General features: G+C 65.7%; 15 protein-coding genes. 6 read left to right on the plus strand and 9 right to left on the minus strand.

What is annotated here, in order from left to right; translation table 11 throughout:
• Positions 1-1,931 (minus strand): acetate--CoA ligase (gene acs / locus CTA01S_RS09295; RefSeq protein WP_062194858.1); only part of this gene is annotated, 1,931 nt, incomplete at its 3' end.
• Between the two features lie 217 nt (positions 1,932-2,148).
• On the opposite strand from acs, the gene CTA01S_RS09300 reads away from it, so the two are divergent.
• Entirely contained in the window at positions 2,149-2,754 is a 606-nt protein-coding gene (locus tag CTA01S_RS09300) for a YqhA family protein (protein WP_019560394.1), read from the plus strand.
• A gap of 7 nt (positions 2,755-2,761) precedes the next feature.
• Positions 2,762-3,283 carry a DUF2062 domain-containing protein gene (locus CTA01S_RS09305; protein WP_019560395.1) on the plus strand — a complete coding sequence of 174 codons (522 nt, stop codon included), beginning with the start codon at positions 2,762-2,764 and terminating at the stop codon, positions 3,281-3,283.
• On the opposite strand, the gene CTA01S_RS09310 is transcribed toward CTA01S_RS09305, so the two are convergent.
• From CTA01S_RS09310 to CTA01S_RS09335, 6 genes are read right to left on the minus strand one after another with little or no spacing between them, the layout of a single operon-like run.
• Positions 3,268-3,609, minus strand: a complete 342-nt coding sequence (locus CTA01S_RS09310; RefSeq protein WP_019560396.1) for a Na+/H+ antiporter subunit G — start codon at positions 3,607-3,609, stop codon at positions 3,268-3,270. The genes CTA01S_RS09305 and CTA01S_RS09310 overlap by 16 nt on opposite strands.
• Before the next feature lie 8 nt (positions 3,610-3,617).
• Positions 3,618-3,902: a K+/H+ antiporter subunit F gene (locus CTA01S_RS09315; RefSeq protein WP_019560397.1), complete on the minus strand. Its 285-nt coding sequence runs from the start codon at positions 3,900-3,902 to the stop codon at positions 3,618-3,620.
• A complete protein-coding gene (locus tag CTA01S_RS09320) occupies positions 3,899-4,420 on the minus strand; it encodes a Na+/H+ antiporter subunit E (protein WP_019560398.1) in 522 nt (173 codons plus the stop codon). The genes CTA01S_RS09315 and CTA01S_RS09320 overlap by 4 nt, the downstream gene beginning before the upstream one ends.
• Positions 4,417-6,024 (minus strand): monovalent cation/H+ antiporter subunit D, encoded by a 1,608-nt coding sequence (locus tag CTA01S_RS09325; protein WP_084362383.1) that lies wholly within the window; start codon positions 6,022-6,024, stop codon positions 4,417-4,419. The genes CTA01S_RS09320 and CTA01S_RS09325 overlap by 4 nt, the downstream gene beginning before the upstream one ends.
• The gene (locus CTA01S_RS09330) at positions 6,021-6,359 is read right to left on the minus strand and encodes a Na+/H+ antiporter subunit C (protein WP_198150852.1); all 339 of its coding nucleotides are present in this window, start codon (positions 6,357-6,359) and stop codon (positions 6,021-6,023) included. Before CTA01S_RS09330 ends, CTA01S_RS09325 begins: the two co-directional genes overlap by 4 nt.
• Before the next feature lie 2 nt (positions 6,360-6,361).
• Complete coding sequence (locus CTA01S_RS09335) at positions 6,362-9,199, minus strand: monovalent cation/H+ antiporter subunit A (protein WP_062195069.1); 2,838 nt, start codon at positions 9,197-9,199, stop codon at positions 6,362-6,364.
• A 264-nt stretch (positions 9,200-9,463) separates the two neighbouring features.
• On the opposite strand from CTA01S_RS09335, the gene CTA01S_RS09340 reads away from it, so the two are divergent.
• Both CTA01S_RS09340 and CTA01S_RS09345 read left to right on the plus strand, forming a co-directional pair.
• Complete coding sequence (locus tag CTA01S_RS09340; RefSeq protein WP_062194862.1) at positions 9,464-10,990, plus strand: fumarate hydratase; 1,527 nt, start codon at positions 9,464-9,466, stop codon at positions 10,988-10,990.
• 150 nt (positions 10,991-11,140) lie between these two features.
• On the plus strand, positions 11,141-12,628 hold the full coding sequence (locus CTA01S_RS09345; RefSeq protein ID WP_019560403.1) for a potassium/proton antiporter: 1,488 nt from the start codon (positions 11,141-11,143) through the stop codon (positions 12,626-12,628).
• A 7-nt stretch (positions 12,629-12,635) separates the two neighbouring features.
• Here the strand turns inward: CTA01S_RS09345 and CTA01S_RS09350 are convergent, their stop codons facing one another.
• Both CTA01S_RS09350 and CTA01S_RS09355 read right to left on the minus strand, forming a co-directional pair.
• Positions 12,636-13,937 carry a mechanosensitive ion channel family protein gene (locus CTA01S_RS09350; RefSeq protein ID WP_019560404.1) on the minus strand — a complete coding sequence of 434 codons (1,302 nt, stop codon included), beginning with the start codon at positions 13,935-13,937 and terminating at the stop codon, positions 12,636-12,638.
• Between the two features lie 62 nt (positions 13,938-13,999).
• Complete coding sequence (locus CTA01S_RS09355) at positions 14,000-14,935, minus strand: histone deacetylase family protein (RefSeq protein WP_019560405.1); 936 nt, start codon at positions 14,933-14,935, stop codon at positions 14,000-14,002.
• Positions 14,936-14,985: 50 nt separating this feature from the next.
• Between CTA01S_RS09355 and CTA01S_RS09360 the strand changes: the two genes are divergently transcribed.
• Together CTA01S_RS09360 and CTA01S_RS09365 are read left to right on the plus strand one after the other, a co-directional pair.
• Positions 14,986-15,924 carry an AAA family ATPase gene (locus CTA01S_RS09360; RefSeq protein ID WP_019560406.1) on the plus strand — a complete coding sequence of 313 codons (939 nt, stop codon included), beginning with the start codon at positions 14,986-14,988 and terminating at the stop codon, positions 15,922-15,924.
• Between the two features lie 5 nt (positions 15,925-15,929).
• Positions 15,930-16,910: a DUF58 domain-containing protein gene (locus tag CTA01S_RS09365; protein ID WP_062194866.1), complete on the plus strand. Its 981-nt coding sequence runs from the start codon at positions 15,930-15,932 to the stop codon at positions 16,908-16,910.
• Positions 16,911-16,916 lie beyond the last annotated feature (6 nt).

The following is a 16,916-nucleotide window of genomic DNA, read 5'->3' on the forward strand; positions in this document are numbered from 1 at the left end:
TTCTCCAAGGTGCTGGTGTCTTGGGTGATGGGTTCACCGCGCGCGATGGAGCGCAACAGGCGACGCATGATCTTGCCCGAACGGGTCTTGGGCAGGTTGTCGCCGAAACGAATGTCCTTGGGCTTGGCGATGGGGCCGATTTCCTTGGCCACCCAGTTGCGCAGCTCATTGGCGATCTTCTTGGCTTCCTCGCCAGTCGGGCGCGGACGCTTGAGCACCACGAAGGCACAGATGGCCTCGCCCGTGGTTTCGTCCGGACGGCCCACCACCGCGGCCTCGGCCACCAGTTCGGTGCAACTGACCAAGGCCGATTCGATTTCCATCGTCCCCATGCGGTGCCCCGAAACATTGAGCACGTCGTCGATGCGGCCGGTGATGGTGAAGTAACCGGTTTGAGGATCTCGGCTGGCGCCGTCGCCCGCCAAGTAGTAGCCCTTGAGCTCAGGCGGGTAGTAGCTCTTCTTGAAGCGTTCCGGATCGCCCCAGATGGTGCGGATCATGCTGGGCCATGGCTTTTTGATGACCAGGATGCCACCTTGGCCATGGGGCACGTCCTGGCCGGTCTCGTCCACGATGGCCGCATCGATGCCCGGGAAGGGCAGCGTGCACGAGCCCGGCACCAGCGGCGTCGCTCCGGGCAGCGGAGTGATCATGTGGCCGCCGGTTTCGGTCTGCCACCAGGTGTCCACGATCGGGCAGCGCCCGCCGCCCACGTTGGCGTGGTACCACTCCCAGGCCGCGGGATTGATGGGTTCGCCCACCGACCCGAGGATGCGCAGACTGGACAGATCGTAGCGCTTGGGGTGCACCGCCTCGTTGCTTTCAGCCGCTTTGATGAGCGAGCGGATGGCCGTGGGCGCGGTATAGAAGATCGTGACCTTGTGGTCCTGGATCATGCGCCAGAATCGGCCGGCATCCGGGAAGGTGGGCACGCCCTCGAAGACCAGTTCAGTGCCGCCGAGCGCCAAGGGGCCGTAAGCGATATAGGTGTGTCCAGTGACCCACCCGATGTCGGCCGTGCACCAGAAGATGTCCTTGTCCTTGAGGTCGAAGGTCCACTTGGTGGTCAGTGCGGCATGCAGCAAGTAGCCGCCGGTGCTGTGCTGCACGCCCTTGGGCTTGCCGGTCGAGCCCGAGGTGTAGAGCAGGAACAGCGGGTGCTCGGCCTCGACCCATTCAGGCTCGCATGTCGTCGGCTGGTTCTGGGTGACCTCGTGCAGCCACAGGTCGCGCGCGGCGTCAAAGGCGACTTGGCCACCGGTGCGACGGTAGACGATGACCTTGCGCACCGTCTCGCACCCTCCCATGCCCAAGGCCTCGTCGACGATGGCCTTCAGCGGCAGCTGCTTGCCTCCGCGCACTTGCTCGTCGGCGGTCAGCACCATCACCGCACCAGCATCCTGGATGCGGTCGCGCAGCGACTGGGCTGAGAAGCCGCCAAAAACCACCGAGTGCGTGGCACCAATGCGCGCGCAAGCTTGCATGGCCACGACGCCCTCGACCGACATGGGCATGTAGATCACCACCCGGTCGCCCTTCTTCACGCCCTGGGCCTTCAACGCATTGGCCAGGCGGCAGGTGCGCTCCAACAGCTCGCGGTAAGTGACCCGGGTGATCTTGCCGTCATCGGTCTCGAAGATGATGGCCACCTTGTCACCCAGGCCACGCTCGACGTTGCGGTCCAGACAGTTGTACGATGCATTGAGCGTGCCGTCTTCGAACCATTTGAAGAACGGCGGGTTGCTGTCGTTCAACACCTTCGTGAACGGCTGCTTCCAGCTCACCATCTCGCGCGCCAGGCGGGCCCAATAGCCAGGATAGTCGGCCTGGGCCTCGGCACAGAGCTTTTCGTAGGCCGCCATGCCGGAGACATGCGCGCCGGCAACGATCTGGGGAGGCGGGGGGTAGAGCTTGCTGTGCGAGTCGGACATGGGTGCGTCTCCTGTGGATGGTCGGTCAATCCGCTGGGTGCCAAACCTTAGGGCGAAGCTCTTACGAAAGGCTGACTCCCCGCCCCTCCGGTTTTACCCTGGCATGCAAAGAGCACAAAGCCCTGGAATACTGCCGCCCGCTTGAGCTCGCGGGCTCGGTTGCAAGTGTCGGCTCGCTCTAGAATTTGCGACATTCCGTAGTATCCCTAGGCCATCGATGAGTGCCATCCCAGATCCCCGCACCACACGGCTGCGTCCGCTGCCCAATCTGATCTTTGCCAGCCGCTGGCTGCAACTGCCCCTGTATCTGGGACTGATCGTCGCCCAGGGCGTGTACGTTTTTCACTTCTGGGTGGAACTGGTCCATCTGCTGGAGGCAGCCTTCGGCAGCCAGGCCGCGCTGGACAAGCTGGTCACCAGCATCGGTTACAAGGCCGACGCTGAGGTCACCGCGCTGAACGAGACCATCATCATGCTCGTGGTGCTGGCGCTGATCGACGTGGTGATGATCTCCAACCTGCTGATCATGGTGATCGTGGGTGGTTACGAGACCTTCGTCTCTCGCCTGCACCTGGAGGGGCACCCGGACCAGCCGGAATGGCTCAGCCACGTGAATGCCTCGGTGCTGAAGGTCAAGCTGGCCACGGCCATCATCGGCATTTCGTCCATCCACCTGCTCAAGACCTTCATCAATGCCGGCAATTACGAAGAGAAAGTGCTGCTGTGGCAAACCGTGATCCACATTGCCTTCCTGTTCTCGGCCCTGGCCATCGCCCTGGCCGACCGGCTGATGAGCCACTCCTCCCCGCGCGACGACCGCTGACTTCCCCATGAAGCGTTGGCTGCCCACGCGTGAGCAACTGCTGGCGTCCAAATGGCTGCGCCCGGTGGCGCACCGCCTGCAGGATGATCACCTTTGGCACCTGGACCGCGGCAGCGTGGCCCGCGCGGTGAGCATCGGCCTGTTTTTCGGCTTCATGCTGCCGGTGGCGCAGTTCCTCTTTGCGGTGGTGACGGCGGTGTTCTTTCGCGCCAACGTGGCGGTGGCCGCCGCCTCGACGCTGGTCACCAACCCCTTCACCTTCCCGCCGGTGTACTGGTTGGCCTATCAGATTGGCAGTTGGGTCCTCGGCCATCGCAGTGGCGAAATCGTCGCACAGGCCCTCGAAAGCCAGATCGAAACCTTGGCTCAACAACAGGGCTGGTGGCAGGGACTGTGGCAGTCCATTCAGTCCACCGGCACCCCCTTGGTGGTGGGGCTGGCCATTCTGGCCGTGGTCAGCTCGACCCTGGGCTACGTGCTCGTTTGGGTCCTGTGGCGCCCCCACGAGCCGCCTCAGGAACGGGGTTGATCCGGCGGCACCGGCGCCTTCGATGGGCTACGCCGGTGCAAGGCCGCTTTGGCCAGCAGATTGGCAGAAACCGGCGCGGTCACGAACAGGAACAGCGTGATCAAGAGCTCATGCAAGCCGAATTGCCCCGCAGCCCATTGACTGACCATGCTGGCGATCAGCACCCCGCCGACGCCGAGGGTGGTGGCTTTGGTCGGCGCATGCAGACGCATGAAAAAGTCGGGAAAGCGCAACATGCCAATGGCACCGATCAAGGCGAACGCCCCACCGACCACCAAAGTCACCGCGATGACGGCCTGCACGGCCCAGTGAATGTCGTTCCACATGGCTCACCTCACTCGATCACATCGCCACGGCTGAGGTAACGAGCCAGCGCCACCGTGGAAGCAAACCCCAGCAAGGCAATGATCAACGCGGCCTCGAAGAGCAGCTCGGTACGAAACCGCATCCCCAACAGGATGACCAGAGCCACGACATTGATGTACATGGTGTCCAGCGCCAGCGCACGATCGGTCAATTCCGGGCCACGCAACAGCCGCCAGACGCACAGCACCAGCGCCATCCCCACGCAAGCCGAGGCGATGTCCAGCGCCCACGGAATCACAGGCCATTCATTCATCCGAAGATCTCCCTCAAGGGTTGCTCGTAGCGCGACTTGATTTGCGCAGCCAAAGCCTCGGGGTCCTGGCAGTCCAAGGCATGGACGAGGATCTCGCCACGTTCTTCATCGACCACACAGGAGACCGTCCCCGGTGTGTTGGTGATGATCGTGGCCAGCAAACTGATCGCACCGGGATGTTGGAGCTGCAAAGGCACCCGCACCCAGGCCGGCTGCGGGTCTGCCCCTGGCCACAGGACGATGCGGGCAACAGTGAGGTTGGAAACCACGATGTCCCACAGCACGATGGCAGCCAGGCGCACAACCGTGCGCATCCGCCGCGGCTGCAGCGCCGGCCCAAGAAAGCCGGCCGTCAGTCGTGGCAGCCCCCAACCGAGCACGGCTGCCGTGATCAGGTGAGGCACGGCCACACTGCCTTGCAACAGCAGCCAAGCCAAGGCCAGCAGCACCGACAACGCCAGGTGGCTTCCTGCAGGCATGCGGGAGCGATCGCGAGGGCCGGAGGATCGATCGTTCATCGTGAGGTCTCCTGCGCGGGGCGATACGGCCGTGTGGTGCGCGCGGCCTCGCCGCCCATTTCGGGCAAGGCCGCCCGCGCATAGGCGGCGCGATCCACGAGCTGCAATGCGGCCGCCTCGGTATAGCGCTGAATGGGCGCAGCCCAAACGCTCAGCGCAACACTGGCGGCCAACAAGGCCAGCGTCGGAACCAGCAGCCTGGGGCTGGCGCCGGAGGCGCCGATGGCCGGGCGATCATCACGCACGTGCCAGAACAGGATGCTGCCGGCCCGCGCCAGACCGACCAGCGTGAGAAAGCCCACTCCCAGCACGACGCTCCACACCATGGCCTGCCAGGCATGATGGCTGGCCGCCTCGAGGATCATCAGCTTGCCGATGAAGCCCGGCAGCGGTGGCAGGCCCGCCGTGGAGGCGGCCGCCAGCAGCAGCATCAGCCCCAGCAGCGTGGGTTGGGCCACCGGCGACGCCGGCACGAGCTGCGTGGCCGCATCGCCCCGCTGGGCGCCGACGAGTTCGGCCAGCAGGAACAGTCCGGCCGTCACCAGCGTGCTGTTGAGCATGTAGTACAGCGCCGCCGACCAGGCCTGGGAGGAAAACAGCCCCAAGCCGGCCAGCACGGTGCCCACCGAAGCCACCGTGAGCCAGGCCACCATGCGCGGCAACGTGCGCGCCGCCAGTGCGCCGATCACGCCCACGACGCTGGTGAGGAGGGCCAGCGGCAGCAGGACCGGCTGCACGGTGAGGGCCGCATCACCTGCCTCGGCGCCGAAGATCACGCCATGCACCCGCACGATGGCATAAACCCCGACCTTGGTCATGATCGCGAACAGGGCGGCCACCGGCGCACTGGACGCGGCATAAGTGGCCGGCAACCACATCGCCAGCGGCATCAAAGCCGCCTTGAAACCGAACACCACCAACAGCACCAAGGCTGCGGCCTGCAGCACCACCGAGTCCGGCGCGGCCACTTGGGGCACGCGCAGCGCCAAATCGGCCATGTTGAGCGTGCCCGTCTTGGCATAGATGAGTGCCACGCCGATGAGGAACAGTGAGGATGCGGCCAGGTTCAACACCACATAGTGCACGCCCACGCGGAAGCGCTCCTTCCCCTGCCCATGCACCATCAAGACGTAGGACGCAATGAGCAGCACCTCGAAGAAGACGAAGAGGTTGAACAGGTCGCCGGTGACGAACGCACCGTTGAGCCCCATGAGCTGAAACTGGAAGATGGCGTGGAAGTAGCGGCCGTGTGCATCCCAACCGCCCGTGGCATACCACAGCACCGGCAGCGCCACGCAGGAGGTCAGCAGCAGCATCAGCGCGCCCAAGCGATCGACCAATACGAGAATGCCGAAGGGAGCCGGCCAGTCGCCCACCCGGTACGCCAGCAGCTCGCCACGACCGACTTCGACGACCAAGCCGGCGGCAATGCACAGGCCCAGCACCGTCGAGGCCAAGCCGATGCGGCGAGCCCACAGCAGTTTGTGGTGTCCATGCCCGCCATGGGAGTCGCCCCCATGATCGCCAAGAAGCAACAAGACGATGGCGGTGAAGGCCGGCAGCAGCACCGGCAAGATGGGCAGGTGGTGGATCAGTCCGCTCATGCCTGCTCCGTCTTGTCTGCGCGCCCATCGACATGGTCGGTGCCGCTTTCGTGCCGACTGCGCAGCGCCATCTCGATCACGAAGCCGGTGGTGGCAAACCCGATCACGATGGCAGTGAGCACCAGTGCCTGGGGCAGCGGGTCGGCCACCTCGGCGCCTCGTGTCAGGATGGGCGGTGCACCGCTCCACAGACGGCCCATCGCGAAGATGAACACGTTGACCGCATAGCCCAACAGACTCAGACCGAGCACCACCGGGAAGGTGCGCCCGCGCAGCATCAGGTAAATGGCGCAGGCCGTCACCCAGCCGATGCCAGTGGCCACGAGGAACTCCATCGTCATGCGCTTGCTCCCTTGTCCTTGGACGTTTCCTTGCTGGCCGCCCCCAGCACCGACAGCATCAGCATGGTCGCGCCCACCACGGTGATGTAGACCCCCAGATCGAACAGGGCGGCGGTGGCCAACGGCAGCTCTCCCAGCACGGGCACGACCGGATGACCATGGGCGCTGGTCAGGAAGGGCTTGCCGAAGAAGAAGGCCCCCACGCCGGTGGCCCAGGCAATGCCCAGGCCGATGCCGATCCAACGCACGAAGCGCCGACCGGCTGCGCTGCGCAGCACGGCCTCGGCACGGGCTTGCCCCATGGCCATGTACTGCAAAACCAAGGCCACGGCCGTGATCAATCCGGCAATGAATCCGCCGCCCGGCAGGTTGTGGCCACGCCAGAAAATGTAGACGCTGACCAGCAAGGCCAAAGGCAAGACCAAACGGGCGACCACCCGCAGCATCAAAGGTTCCTGACCATAGCTCCAGGGGCGCCCCTCGGGATCCAAGCGGAGCCGCCGCACGCGCAGGCCGTCCAGCAGCGCCAAGACGCCCAAGGCCGCAATCCCCAGCACGGTGATTTCGCCAAAAGTGTCGTAGCCACGAAAGTCGACCAGGATCACATTGACCGCATTGGTGCCGCCGCCAGCCGGCACGGACTGCTCGAGGAAGTACCAGGCGATGGACTCGTGGTTGCTGGTCAGCATCAACCACGTGACCCAGGCCACGGCCCCGCCAGCGGCCAGCGCCAGCGTCCCATCGCGCCATCGGCGCCAGCGGCTGGATTCGGCCGGCGTCGTCTGCGGCAGCAAGGCCAAGCCCATCAGCAGCAGCACGGTGGACACCACGTCCACCGACAGTTGCGTCATGGCCAGGTCCGGCGCGGACAGGGCCAGGAAGGTCAGTGAGGCCGCCAGCCCCACGGCCCCGGCCAGTATGGCTGCCACATAGCGCTGGCGGTGATTGAGCAGCAAGGCTGCACCGACGACGAGCAGCACGCCCCACACCGCCACGGCCACGGGCGATGCCGGCAACAACTCCCGATCGCCCGGCCCCAGCGTCGGGGCTGCTGGCGTCCAAAACGGCCAGGCTCCCAGCACAATCGCCAAGCCGATCATCCAGGCCAGGTAGCGCTGCAGCGAGCCGTTCTCGATGGCGGCCGTGATGCGACCGGCAAGCCCGAACAGACCGTCAATGAACGCCGTGAAAACGGCCTTGCCGCTGAAGGCGCGCGGCTCGTGGCGGTGCAGGCGACCGCCTGCCTGCAAAGCAAAGTAGTAGATGGCACCACCACCGACGGCGATCACGCTCATCAGCAACGGCAGGTTGAAACCATGCCACAGAGCCGGGTGGAAGTCCGGCGGCGGCGCGCCCAGCACCGCGGTGGCGGCGGCCACCACCAGCGGCCCGGTGATCAACGCCGGCATCAGGCCCACGGCGATGCAGATCGCCACCAGCAAGGCCACCGGGGCCTTCATGCCCCAGGGGGGTTCGTGCGGATGGACCGGCAGATCGCGGGCTGGGCCGTTGAAGAACACGTCGTGCACCAGGCGCAACGAGTAGGCCATCGAGAACAGCCCGCCGACGGTGGCCAGCGCCGGCACGAGCCAGCTCAGCGCGCCCCAGAACTGCGCGTGCACGGCCTGCTCGAACATCATCTCCTTGGACAAGAAGCCGTTGAACGGCGGCAGTCCAGCCATCGAGGCCGCAGCCAGCATCGCAAAGCTGCCCATCCACGGCATGGCCTTCATCAGCCCGCCCAAGCGGCGCATGTCGCGGGTGCCGGTTTCATGGTCCACGATGCCGGCGGTCATGAACAGCGCCGCCTTGAAGCTGGCATGGTTGAGGATGTGGAAGAGCGCCACCACGGCCGACATCGGCGAGGACAGGCCGATCAAAAAGGCGATGAAGCCCAGGTGGCTGACGGTGGAGTAAGCCAGCAAGCCTTTCAGATCGTGCTTGAACAATGCCACGAAGGCGGCAAACACCATCGTCACCAGGCCCACGGTGGCGACGATGCCCTCGAACAAGGCGTTGCCGCCGACCACCGGGTACAGCCGCGCCAGCAGGAAGAGCCCTGCCTTCACCATGGTGGCTGAGTGCAGGTAGGCCGACACCGGCGTGGGCGCGGCCATGGCCTCGGGCAGCCAGAAGTGGAATGGGAACTGCGCGCTCTTGGTGAAGCAACCCAGCAGGATGAGGACGAGCGCCACCGGGAACATCGGGTGCGATTGGATCTCGGCTCCGCGACCGAGCATCTGCGACAGCTCGTAGGTGCCAGCGATTTGGCCCAGCACCACGAAGCCGGCCAGCATCGCCAGCCCACCACCGCCGGTGACCGCCAGCGCCATGCGGGCCCCGGCGCGCGATTCTTCCTTGTGGCCCCAGTAGCCGATGAGCAGGAAGGACGACAGGCTGGTGAGCTCCCAGAACACCACCAGCAGCAGCAGATTGTCCGACAGCACGATGCCCAGCATCGCCGCCATGAAGAGCATCAGCGTGCTGAAGAACTTGCCGGCTGGATCGTGCTCATGCAGGTAGTGGGCGGCATACAGCACGATGAGAACGCCCATGCCACTGATCAGCGCGGCGAACATCCAGGCCAGGCCGTCCAGCCGCAGACCGACATTCAGGCCGATGGCGCTCACCCAGGGCCAGTGCGCCAGCAAGGTTTGGCCGGCCAACACCGGCGCGGCCGAGACGAGCAACAGCCCCAGCACGGCGATGGCCACCCCGCCGGCCGCCCAAGCGGTGGCCCGGCGTCGCGCCGGCGTCTGACTGCGCCCCAACCAGAAGCACAACCCAGTGCCCAGCACCAGGGGGAGCAAGACGACCGTGGCCAGCAGGTTCATCGTATCCAGGCAAGCGAATGGGTGGCTCAAACCGCCGACATGGCACCCCATGACGGCGCGCAAAAACCGGCAGATTGTAGAAACATGTGCCGCCTCGTTTTCCGTGGTCGTCACTCGGACATTTCGCGGCAGCCGGTCCACCTCGTGCAAGCATGGTCCCGATCGCTCAGGCCAACGGGTGCTTGCCCCTTCGGCCAGCTAAAATCATGGGCTGCCCGGGCTTTCGCCGGTTTGCCCCACTCACACACTCCTCCAGCCAGCCCCATGACCACCACGATCCAGTACGACGATCTCGTCGAAAGCGTGGCTGCTGCCTTGCAGTACATCAGCTACTACCATCCGGCCGACTACATTGCGCATTTGGCCCGCGCCTATGAACGCGAAGAGTCACCGGCGGCCAAGGATGCAATTGCGCAAATCCTCACCAACTCGCGCATGAGTGCCGAGGGCCGCCGCCCGATCTGTCAAGACACCGGCATCGTCAACGTGTTCCTCAAGATCGGCATGGATGTGCGGTTCGCCAATTTCCCCGGCTCCATCGCCGACGCGATCAACGAAGGTGTACGCCGCGGCTACCTGCATCCAGACAACAAGCTGCGCGCCTCGGTGCTGGACGATCCGCAATTCGAGCGCAAGAACACCAAGGACAATACGCCGGCAGTCATCCACATGGAGCTGGTGCCCGGCCACACCGTGGACGTGACCGTGGCGGCCAAGGGCGGCGGCTCGGAGAACAAGACCAAGTTCGTGATGATGAACCCCAGCGACTCGTTGGTGGACTGGGTGCTCAAGACCGTGCCCACCATGGGCGCGGGCTGGTGCCCGCCGGGCATGCTGGGCATCGGCATTGGCGGCACGGCTGAAAAAGCCATGTTGCTGGCCAAGGAAGCCCTGATGGAAGACATCGACATGTACGAGCTCCAGCAGCGCGGCCCGCGCAACAAGCTCGAGGAGCTGCGCCTGGAGCTGTACGAAAAGGTCAATGCGCTGGGCATCGGCGCACAGGGCTTGGGCGGACTGACCACGGTGCTGGACGTCAAGATCAAGATGTACCCGACGCATGCGGCGTCCAAGCCGGTGGCGATGATTCCCAACTGTGCCGCCACGCGGCATGCGCATTTCGTGCTCGATGGCTCCGGGCCGGTCTACCTCGATCCGCCGAGTCTGGATCTGTGGCCCGATGTGCACTGGGCCCCGGATTACAACAAGAGCCGCCGGGTGGACTTGAACACGCTCACGCGTGAGGAAGTCGCTAGCTGGAAGCCCGGGCAAACGCTATTGCTGTCTGGCCGGATGCTCACCGGCCGCGATGCGGCCCACAAGCGTATCCAAGACATGCTCTCACGCGGCGAGAAGCTTCCGGTGGATTTCACCAACCGGGTGATCTATTACGTGGGCCCGGTCGATCCGGTGCGCGACGAGGTGGTGGGCCCGGCAGGCCCGACCACGGCCACGCGCATGGACAAGTTCACCGAGATGATGCTCAGCCAAACCGGGCTGATCGCCATGATCGGCAAGGCCGAACGCGGCCCTGCAGCCATCGAGGCCATCAAGAAGCACAAGAGTGCTTACCTGATGGCCGTGGGCGGGGCGGCCTATCTGGTCAGCAAGGCGATCAAGGCCGCCAGGGTCGTGGCCTTCGAAGACCTGGGCATGGAGGCCATCTACGAGTTCGACGTGGTGGACATGCCCGTGACGGTGGCCGTGGATGCCGGCGGCACCAGCGCCCACATCACCGGCCCGCGAGAATGGCAAGCCCGCATCGGCAAGATCCCGGTGGCAGCCGTCTGAGGCCAGCCACCGCCCCCGCCTGAGCGGCGGCGGCACGCGCATCACCCGCGGGGCGGCAACCATGACCTTGCATGCCGCAGCCCTTCATGCACGCGGCCCATCGGCCGCGTGGACTTGCTGTTACGCTGGAGCCTGACCGCAGGTCCGTGCATGGATTTCAATTTCATCAATGTCCCCCTCCTCATTGCCTCCGCCTTGCTGCTGGGCAGCGTGTTGGCCGGCATGTTGTCGGCCCGGGCGGGTTTTTCCTTTTTGCTGATCTTTCTGATCGCCGGCGGCCTGGCCGGAGAGGACGGACCGGGAGGATTGAAGTTCTCGGACTTCACGCTCAGCTTCTGGGTGGGCAACGTGGCGCTGGCCGTCATCCTGCTCGACGGCGGGTTGCGCACCGCGTTGTCGACCTTCCGAACCGGGCTCAAACCATCGCTGCTGCTGGCGACCGTCGGGGTCTTGATCACCGCGGTGCTCACGGGGGTGGGCGCCATGCTGCTGCTGGGCTTGCCGTGGCAGCACGGCTTGTTGCTGGGGGCGATCGTCGGCTCCACCGATGCGGCTGCGGTGTTTGCCCTGCTCAAGAGCTCGGGGGTGCAGCTCAATGAACGCGTGGCCGCCACGCTGGAGATCGAATCGGGCATGAACGACCCGATGGCCGTCTTCTTGACGATGGCCTTCATCGCACTCATCACCGCCGCACCCACGGCCGACACGGGCATGGCCATGATGCTGTGGTCTTTTCTGCAACAGTTCGGACTGGGCACGCTCGTCGGCGTGGGCGCGGGCTTTCTGATGAGCGAAGTCGTGCACCGCCTGCCTCGTCAGCAAGCCGGCGGCGGCATCATGGGTTTGCTGCTGGTGGCCTCGGGTTTGCTGGTGTTCTCGCTCACCGGTTGGAGCGGGGGCTCGGGCTTTCTGGCGATTTATCTGTTCGGCATGGTCCTGGGCAACCGCGGTGGCCGACGGGTGCGGGCGGCCTTTTCCGCGATGGACGGCTACGCGTGGTTGTCGCAGGCGGTGATGTTCTTGTTGCTCGGCCTGCTGGTGACGCCCTCACGGCTGCTGGACAGTGGCTTGGCGGCCTTGGGAGTCTCGGCCGTCTTGATGTTTCTGGCACGCCCCTTGGCCGTCTGGATGTGTCTGGCGCCTTTTCGCTTTGCCGCCCGCGAGGTGTGGTTCATCTCTTGGGTGGGCTTGCGCGGGGCGGTGCCGATCGTGCTGGCCATCTTCCCGCTGATGGCCGGAGTGGGCGATGCGATGCTGCTGTTCGAGGTGGCCTTCGTGGTCGTGCTGGTGTCCTTGGTCTTGCAAGGCACGACCATCGGGTGGGCCGGCCGGCGCTTCGGTGTGGCCCTGCCCGAACGGGATGATGAAGAACTCAGCCGCGCCGTCTTTGGCGACTTCGTGCTCGACGGTCACCAACCCATCGGCTTGTTGTGCGAGTTCTACGGGCTGCCAGCCGTGCCCGATGCCCACCTCCCGCTGGCCGAATGGGTCGCCCAGCATCTGGGTCGCCCCGCTGTCGTGGGCGATCGGGTCACGCTGGGCGAGGCCATCCTGAGCGTGCGCGAGATGGACGGCCCTCGCATCCGTCGCCTGGGGCTGTCGATTCCGCTGCGCACGGCCGAGGGCGACGCGCCGTGAGCACGGTTCAGCGCGCGGGGTCGGCTGCGCCCTCGGCCGGCGCCGGTGCGCGCCAATGCACCACCCGTTGGGGGAAGGGAATCTCCACCCCGCGTTCTTGGAACAGCGCCAGGATGGCGAGATTGACACTGGAGCGCACATTGGCCTGACCGTTCTCCGGATCGGCGATCCAGAAGTAGACCGTCAGCTCCAACCCGTCGCTGGCGAAAGCGGTCAAGTGCGCCGACGGGCCCGGCTCCGACAGCACCCGGGGCACCTGTTTGACCCGCTCGACGATGTGCTCCCGCAGGGTTTGGACATCCGTGCCATAAGCCACCTGCACCACGGTGGACAGCAGCACGTTACGGTCGGCCAGCGAGAGGTTTTCGACCCGCGTGGTGATGAGCGTTTCGTTGGGCACGATGGACTCCCGACCATTGGGTGCGCGAATCACCGTGTAGCGCGTGGTGATGTCGGTGACATAGCCCTCGAAGTTGTCTACCCGCACATAGTCGCCGATGCGCAAAGACCGTTCGGCCAGGATCACGAAACCGCTGACATAGTTGGCCGCCAACTTCTGCAGGCCAAAGCCGATGCCCACGCCCAGTGCCCCGCCCAACACCGACAGCGCCGTCAGGTCGATGCCCACCGAGGACAATGCCACCAGCAAGCCGACGAACAGCAGCAGCGCGCGCACCGCATTGGATGCGGCTTTGCGCAGCGACAGGCGCTCGCCCACCGCCCCCTTGAGCAATTTCGATTCGATCGCCGCCGAGATCCACAGGGCCACCATCATCACGAAGCCGGCGGACAAGGTTCCTTCGAGCACCTGTCGCAGCGACAGGGTCGTGCTGCCCAAGGTCCAACGGATGCCGTCGAGCTCGTCCAACAACACCGGCAAAGCGCCTGTGATCCACAACACCACGGCCAGCCAAGCGAGCCATGAAATCGTGCGTTCGGCCGCCCGCATCAAGGCCGAAGCCGGAAACGCCGCAGACAACACCCGCACGCTCATGCGGATGATCACCAACGACATGAGCACCGGCACGGCCACGCGGAACACGGCAATCGGCACCCGGCCGTCCACGATCACGCGCGCCAGGTACACCAAGGCCAAGGCGGCCACCGGAAAGAGCACGCCATCGACGATGCGTCGGCCAAACCAGATGGACGACTCCGGGATGCGTGGGCCTCGCAGCAAACGCACCAGCAGCCAAGCCAATGCAAGGCAGACCGCAATGACGCCGATTTCGATCAATGCAGAGGGCTGGACGATGGCCTCCAGCAAATCTTGCAAATCCTTCGGAGCCGCAGCAGGAGAAAACGCCATGAGTCAGGATGTCGTGAGTGGTTGCGGCGCAAAGCATAGCGCCCGCGCCCAGAGGCTGCCGCTCACACGCCGGCCAGCACGCGCAGATGGGCTGCAACGCTGCGTGCCAGCGCGCCGAGGTGATAGCCCCCCTCCAGGCTGGACACCACCCGCCCTTTGGCGTAGCGCTCGGCCACGTCCATCACCCGCCGAGTGATCCATTCGTAGTCGGCTTCGACCAAGCCAAGCTGTCCCAGGTCGTCGTCGCGGTGGGCATCGAAGCCGGCGGAGATGAAGATCATCTGCGGTCGGAAGCGCTCCAGACGCGGAATCCAGATCATCTCGATCAGCTCGCGCACGTCCATGCCTTTGGTGTAGGCAGGCACCGGCACGTTGCACATGTTGTCCGCCGCGGGCTGGTCTCCGCTGTAGGGGTACAGCGGGTGCTGAAAGAAGCTCACCATCAACGCGCGGTCGTCGCCGGCGAAGATGTCTTCGGTACCGTTGCCATGGTGCACGTCGAAGTCCACCACCGCCACGCGCTGCAAGCCGCGCACATCCAACGCATGGCGGGCGGCCACCGCGATGTTGTTGAAAAAACAAAATCCCATCGCCTGGGCGCGTGTGGCATGGTGGCCCGGCGGACGCACGGCGCAGAACGCATTGTCCAGCTCACCATCGAGCACGGCGTCGGTGGCGGCCACCGCCGCCCCGGCAGCACGCAGAGCAGCCTGCCAGGTGTGCGGCCCCACCACCGTGTCCAAGTCGATGGCCCGGCGCTCGCCCGAGGCCGCCACTTGTTCCATGACGTCCTTCAGATGCGCGACATAGCCCGCGTGATGAGCCCGCTGGACGTCGCGCAAATCCACCAGTGGCGCTTCCCGCCGGTCCAGGGCCACGTCCAAGCCCGTGGCGATCAGGTGGTCTTCGATGGCCGCCAGGCGCTCTGGACACTCGGGATGACCGGGCCCCATGTCATGGCGCCTGCAGTCGGGATGACTGAAATAGCCGGTGGCCATCGTGAACTTGTCCCCTTGGGGTCTTTCTGTTTTCGGGTAAGGTCCGCGCCATGAATGCGCCGGCCTTTCCCCACTTGCACAGCCAACTCCAGCGGCTGCGTGATCAGATTAACACGATCATCGTCGGTAAGCCGACCCAGGTGGAAGACGCCCTGGCCTGCTTGTTGGCCGGCGGTCACCTGCTGATCGAAGACGTGCCGGGCGTGGGCAAGACCACGCTGGCCCATGCCTTGGCCGTGTCTCTGGGGCTGCGCTTTGCCCGGGTGCAGTTCACGGCCGACCTGATGCCCACCGACCTGGTGGGGGTGAGCATCTACGATCGCGGCAAAGAAGCCTTCGTGTTCCACCCCGGCCCCGTATTTGCCCAAGTGTTGCTGGCCGACGAAATCAACCGGGCCGGGCCTAAAACGCAAAGCGCGCTGCTCGAAGCGATGGAGGAGCACCAGGTCAGTGTGGAAGGCGAGACCCGCCCTCTGCCCTCGCCGTTTTTCGTCATCGCCACGCAAAATCCGAATGACCAGCTCGGAACCTACGCCCTGCCGGAGTCCCAACTCGACCGCTTCATGATGTGCATCACCCTGGGCTACCCGGACCGGGCGGCCGAGCGGCAGCTGTTGGCCGGGCAGGATCGTCGCGAGGCGGTGGCTCGGCTGCAGCCGGTGATGAGTCCGGCCGAGCTGTTGGCCGCCCAGCAAGCCGTCGGCGCCGTGCATGCGGCCCCTGCGCTGCTGGACTATCTGCAAGATCTGCTGGCCGCCACGCGCGACGGCCGCTGGTTCGTCGAGGGTCTGAGCCCGCGCGCGGGCTTGGCCGTGCTGCGCGCCGCGCGGGCGCGGGCCTTGCTGGCGCAGCGCGACTATGTGGCCCCCGACGACATCCAAGCCATCTTGCCGCAGACCATCGCGCACCGGCTTCAGCCCGTGCCTGGCAGCGGGCGCGGGCGTGTGGAGCAGGTGCGTGCCCTGCTCGAGGCCGTGCCCCTGCCCTGACGCGAATGAGCGCCCTGTCCCTGCCCCGCCGGATCTGGCGCGAGCGATGGCAGCGCTGGTGGGCCTTGCGTCATCCGCGCAGTGACACCCTGCAGCTCACCCACCGCAATGTCTACATCCTGCCGACTCGACCCGGCGCATTGTTCGCCCTGACCTTGCTGGTGCTGCTGCTGGCCTCGATCAACTACCAGCTCAATCTGGGCTACCTGCTGACCTTCCTGCTGGCCGGGGCTGCGGCCGTGAGCATGCCCCTGACCCATGGCACCCTGCGCGGCCTGCATCTGTCACTGCGTCCGGGCCCGCCATGCTTCGCTGGCGAAGACGCCCACCTCGAAATCACGCTGCAGCACAGCCAGCCTCGCGCTCGTCATGGCATTGGGCTGAGGGTGGCGCGGCCCAAACGCCACCGTCCCCATTGGGCTTGGACGGACGTCCCGCCTGCCGGCATGGCCCGGGTGCATCTGGGCGTGCCGGCCCCACGGCGCGGCTGGTTGGACCTGCCACCGCTGCGCATCGAGACGCGCTTTCCGCTGGGCATTTTCAAGGCCTGGGCCCCCTGGCATCCGGCAGCCCGCGTGCTGGTCTATCCCCGCCCCGACCCGAGCGCAACCGCGCTGCCACCGGCCGAAGCTGAGGGCGAAGGTCCAAGCCTGCGGGCCGACCCACGCGGCCTGGAACCCGACGGCGTGCGCGCCTACCGACGGGGAGACTCGCCCCGGCGAGTGGTGTGGAAGAAGGTCGCCAAGACCGACCAGCTCGTCAGCCGAGAAAGCACGAGCCATGCCCAGCACGAACTCTGGCTGGACTGGCAGGCCGCCGGCGCAGCAGACACCGAGCAGCGCCTGTCCCGCCTGTGCGCCTGGGTCTTGGCCGCCGAACAACGCGGCCTGCGGTACGGCCTGCGACTGCCGGGCCTGGAACTGCCCCCTGACCGAGGCTTGGCACACCAGCGTGCCTGCCTGCAAGCCCTGGCCTTGTGGTCATGACCCGTT

The organism is Caldimonas taiwanensis NBRC 104434 (assembly GCF_001592165.1).
Lineage (GTDB): Bacteria > Pseudomonadota > Gammaproteobacteria > Burkholderiales > Burkholderiaceae_C > Caldimonas > Caldimonas manganoxidans.

What these genes read in the sequence shown, in the direction of transcription:
- CTA01S_RS09300 (WP_019560394.1), top strand. Translation starts at nt 2,149, where the DNA reads ATGAGTGCCATCCCAGATCCCCGCACCACACGGCTGCGTCCGCTGCCC.
- CTA01S_RS09305 (WP_019560395.1), top strand. Translation starts at nt 2,762, where the DNA reads ATGAAGCGTTGGCTGCCCACGCGTGAGCAACTGCTGGCGTCCAAATGG.
- CTA01S_RS09310 (WP_019560396.1), bottom strand. Translation starts at nt 3,609, where the DNA reads ATGTGGAACGACATTCACTGGGCCGTGCAGGCCGTCATCGCGGTGACT.
- CTA01S_RS09315 (WP_019560397.1), bottom strand. Translation starts at nt 3,902, where the DNA reads ATGAATGAATGGCCTGTGATTCCGTGGGCGCTGGACATCGCCTCGGCT.
- CTA01S_RS09320 (WP_019560398.1), bottom strand. Translation starts at nt 4,420, where the DNA reads ATGAACGATCGATCCTCCGGCCCTCGCGATCGCTCCCGCATGCCTGCA.
- CTA01S_RS09325 (WP_084362383.1), bottom strand. Translation starts at nt 6,024, where the DNA reads ATGAGCGGACTGATCCACCACCTGCCCATCTTGCCGGTGCTGCTGCCG.
- CTA01S_RS09330 (WP_198150852.1), bottom strand. Translation starts at nt 6,359, where the DNA reads ATGGAGTTCCTCGTGGCCACTGGCATCGGCTGGGTGACGGCCTGCGCC.
- CTA01S_RS09335 (WP_062195069.1), bottom strand. Translation starts at nt 9,199, where the DNA reads ATGAACCTGCTGGCCACGGTCGTCTTGCTCCCCCTGGTGCTGGGCACT.
- CTA01S_RS09340 (WP_062194862.1), top strand. Translation starts at nt 9,464, where the DNA reads ATGACCACCACGATCCAGTACGACGATCTCGTCGAAAGCGTGGCTGCT.
- CTA01S_RS09345 (WP_019560403.1), top strand. Translation starts at nt 11,141, where the DNA reads ATGGATTTCAATTTCATCAATGTCCCCCTCCTCATTGCCTCCGCCTTG.
- CTA01S_RS09350 (WP_019560404.1), bottom strand. Translation starts at nt 13,937, where the DNA reads ATGGCGTTTTCTCCTGCTGCGGCTCCGAAGGATTTGCAAGATTTGCTG.
- CTA01S_RS09355 (WP_019560405.1), bottom strand. Translation starts at nt 14,935, where the DNA reads ATGGCCACCGGCTATTTCAGTCATCCCGACTGCAGGCGCCATGACATG.
- CTA01S_RS09360 (WP_019560406.1), top strand. Translation starts at nt 14,986, where the DNA reads ATGAATGCGCCGGCCTTTCCCCACTTGCACAGCCAACTCCAGCGGCTG.
- CTA01S_RS09365 (WP_062194866.1), top strand. Translation starts at nt 15,930, where the DNA reads ATGAGCGCCCTGTCCCTGCCCCGCCGGATCTGGCGCGAGCGATGGCAG.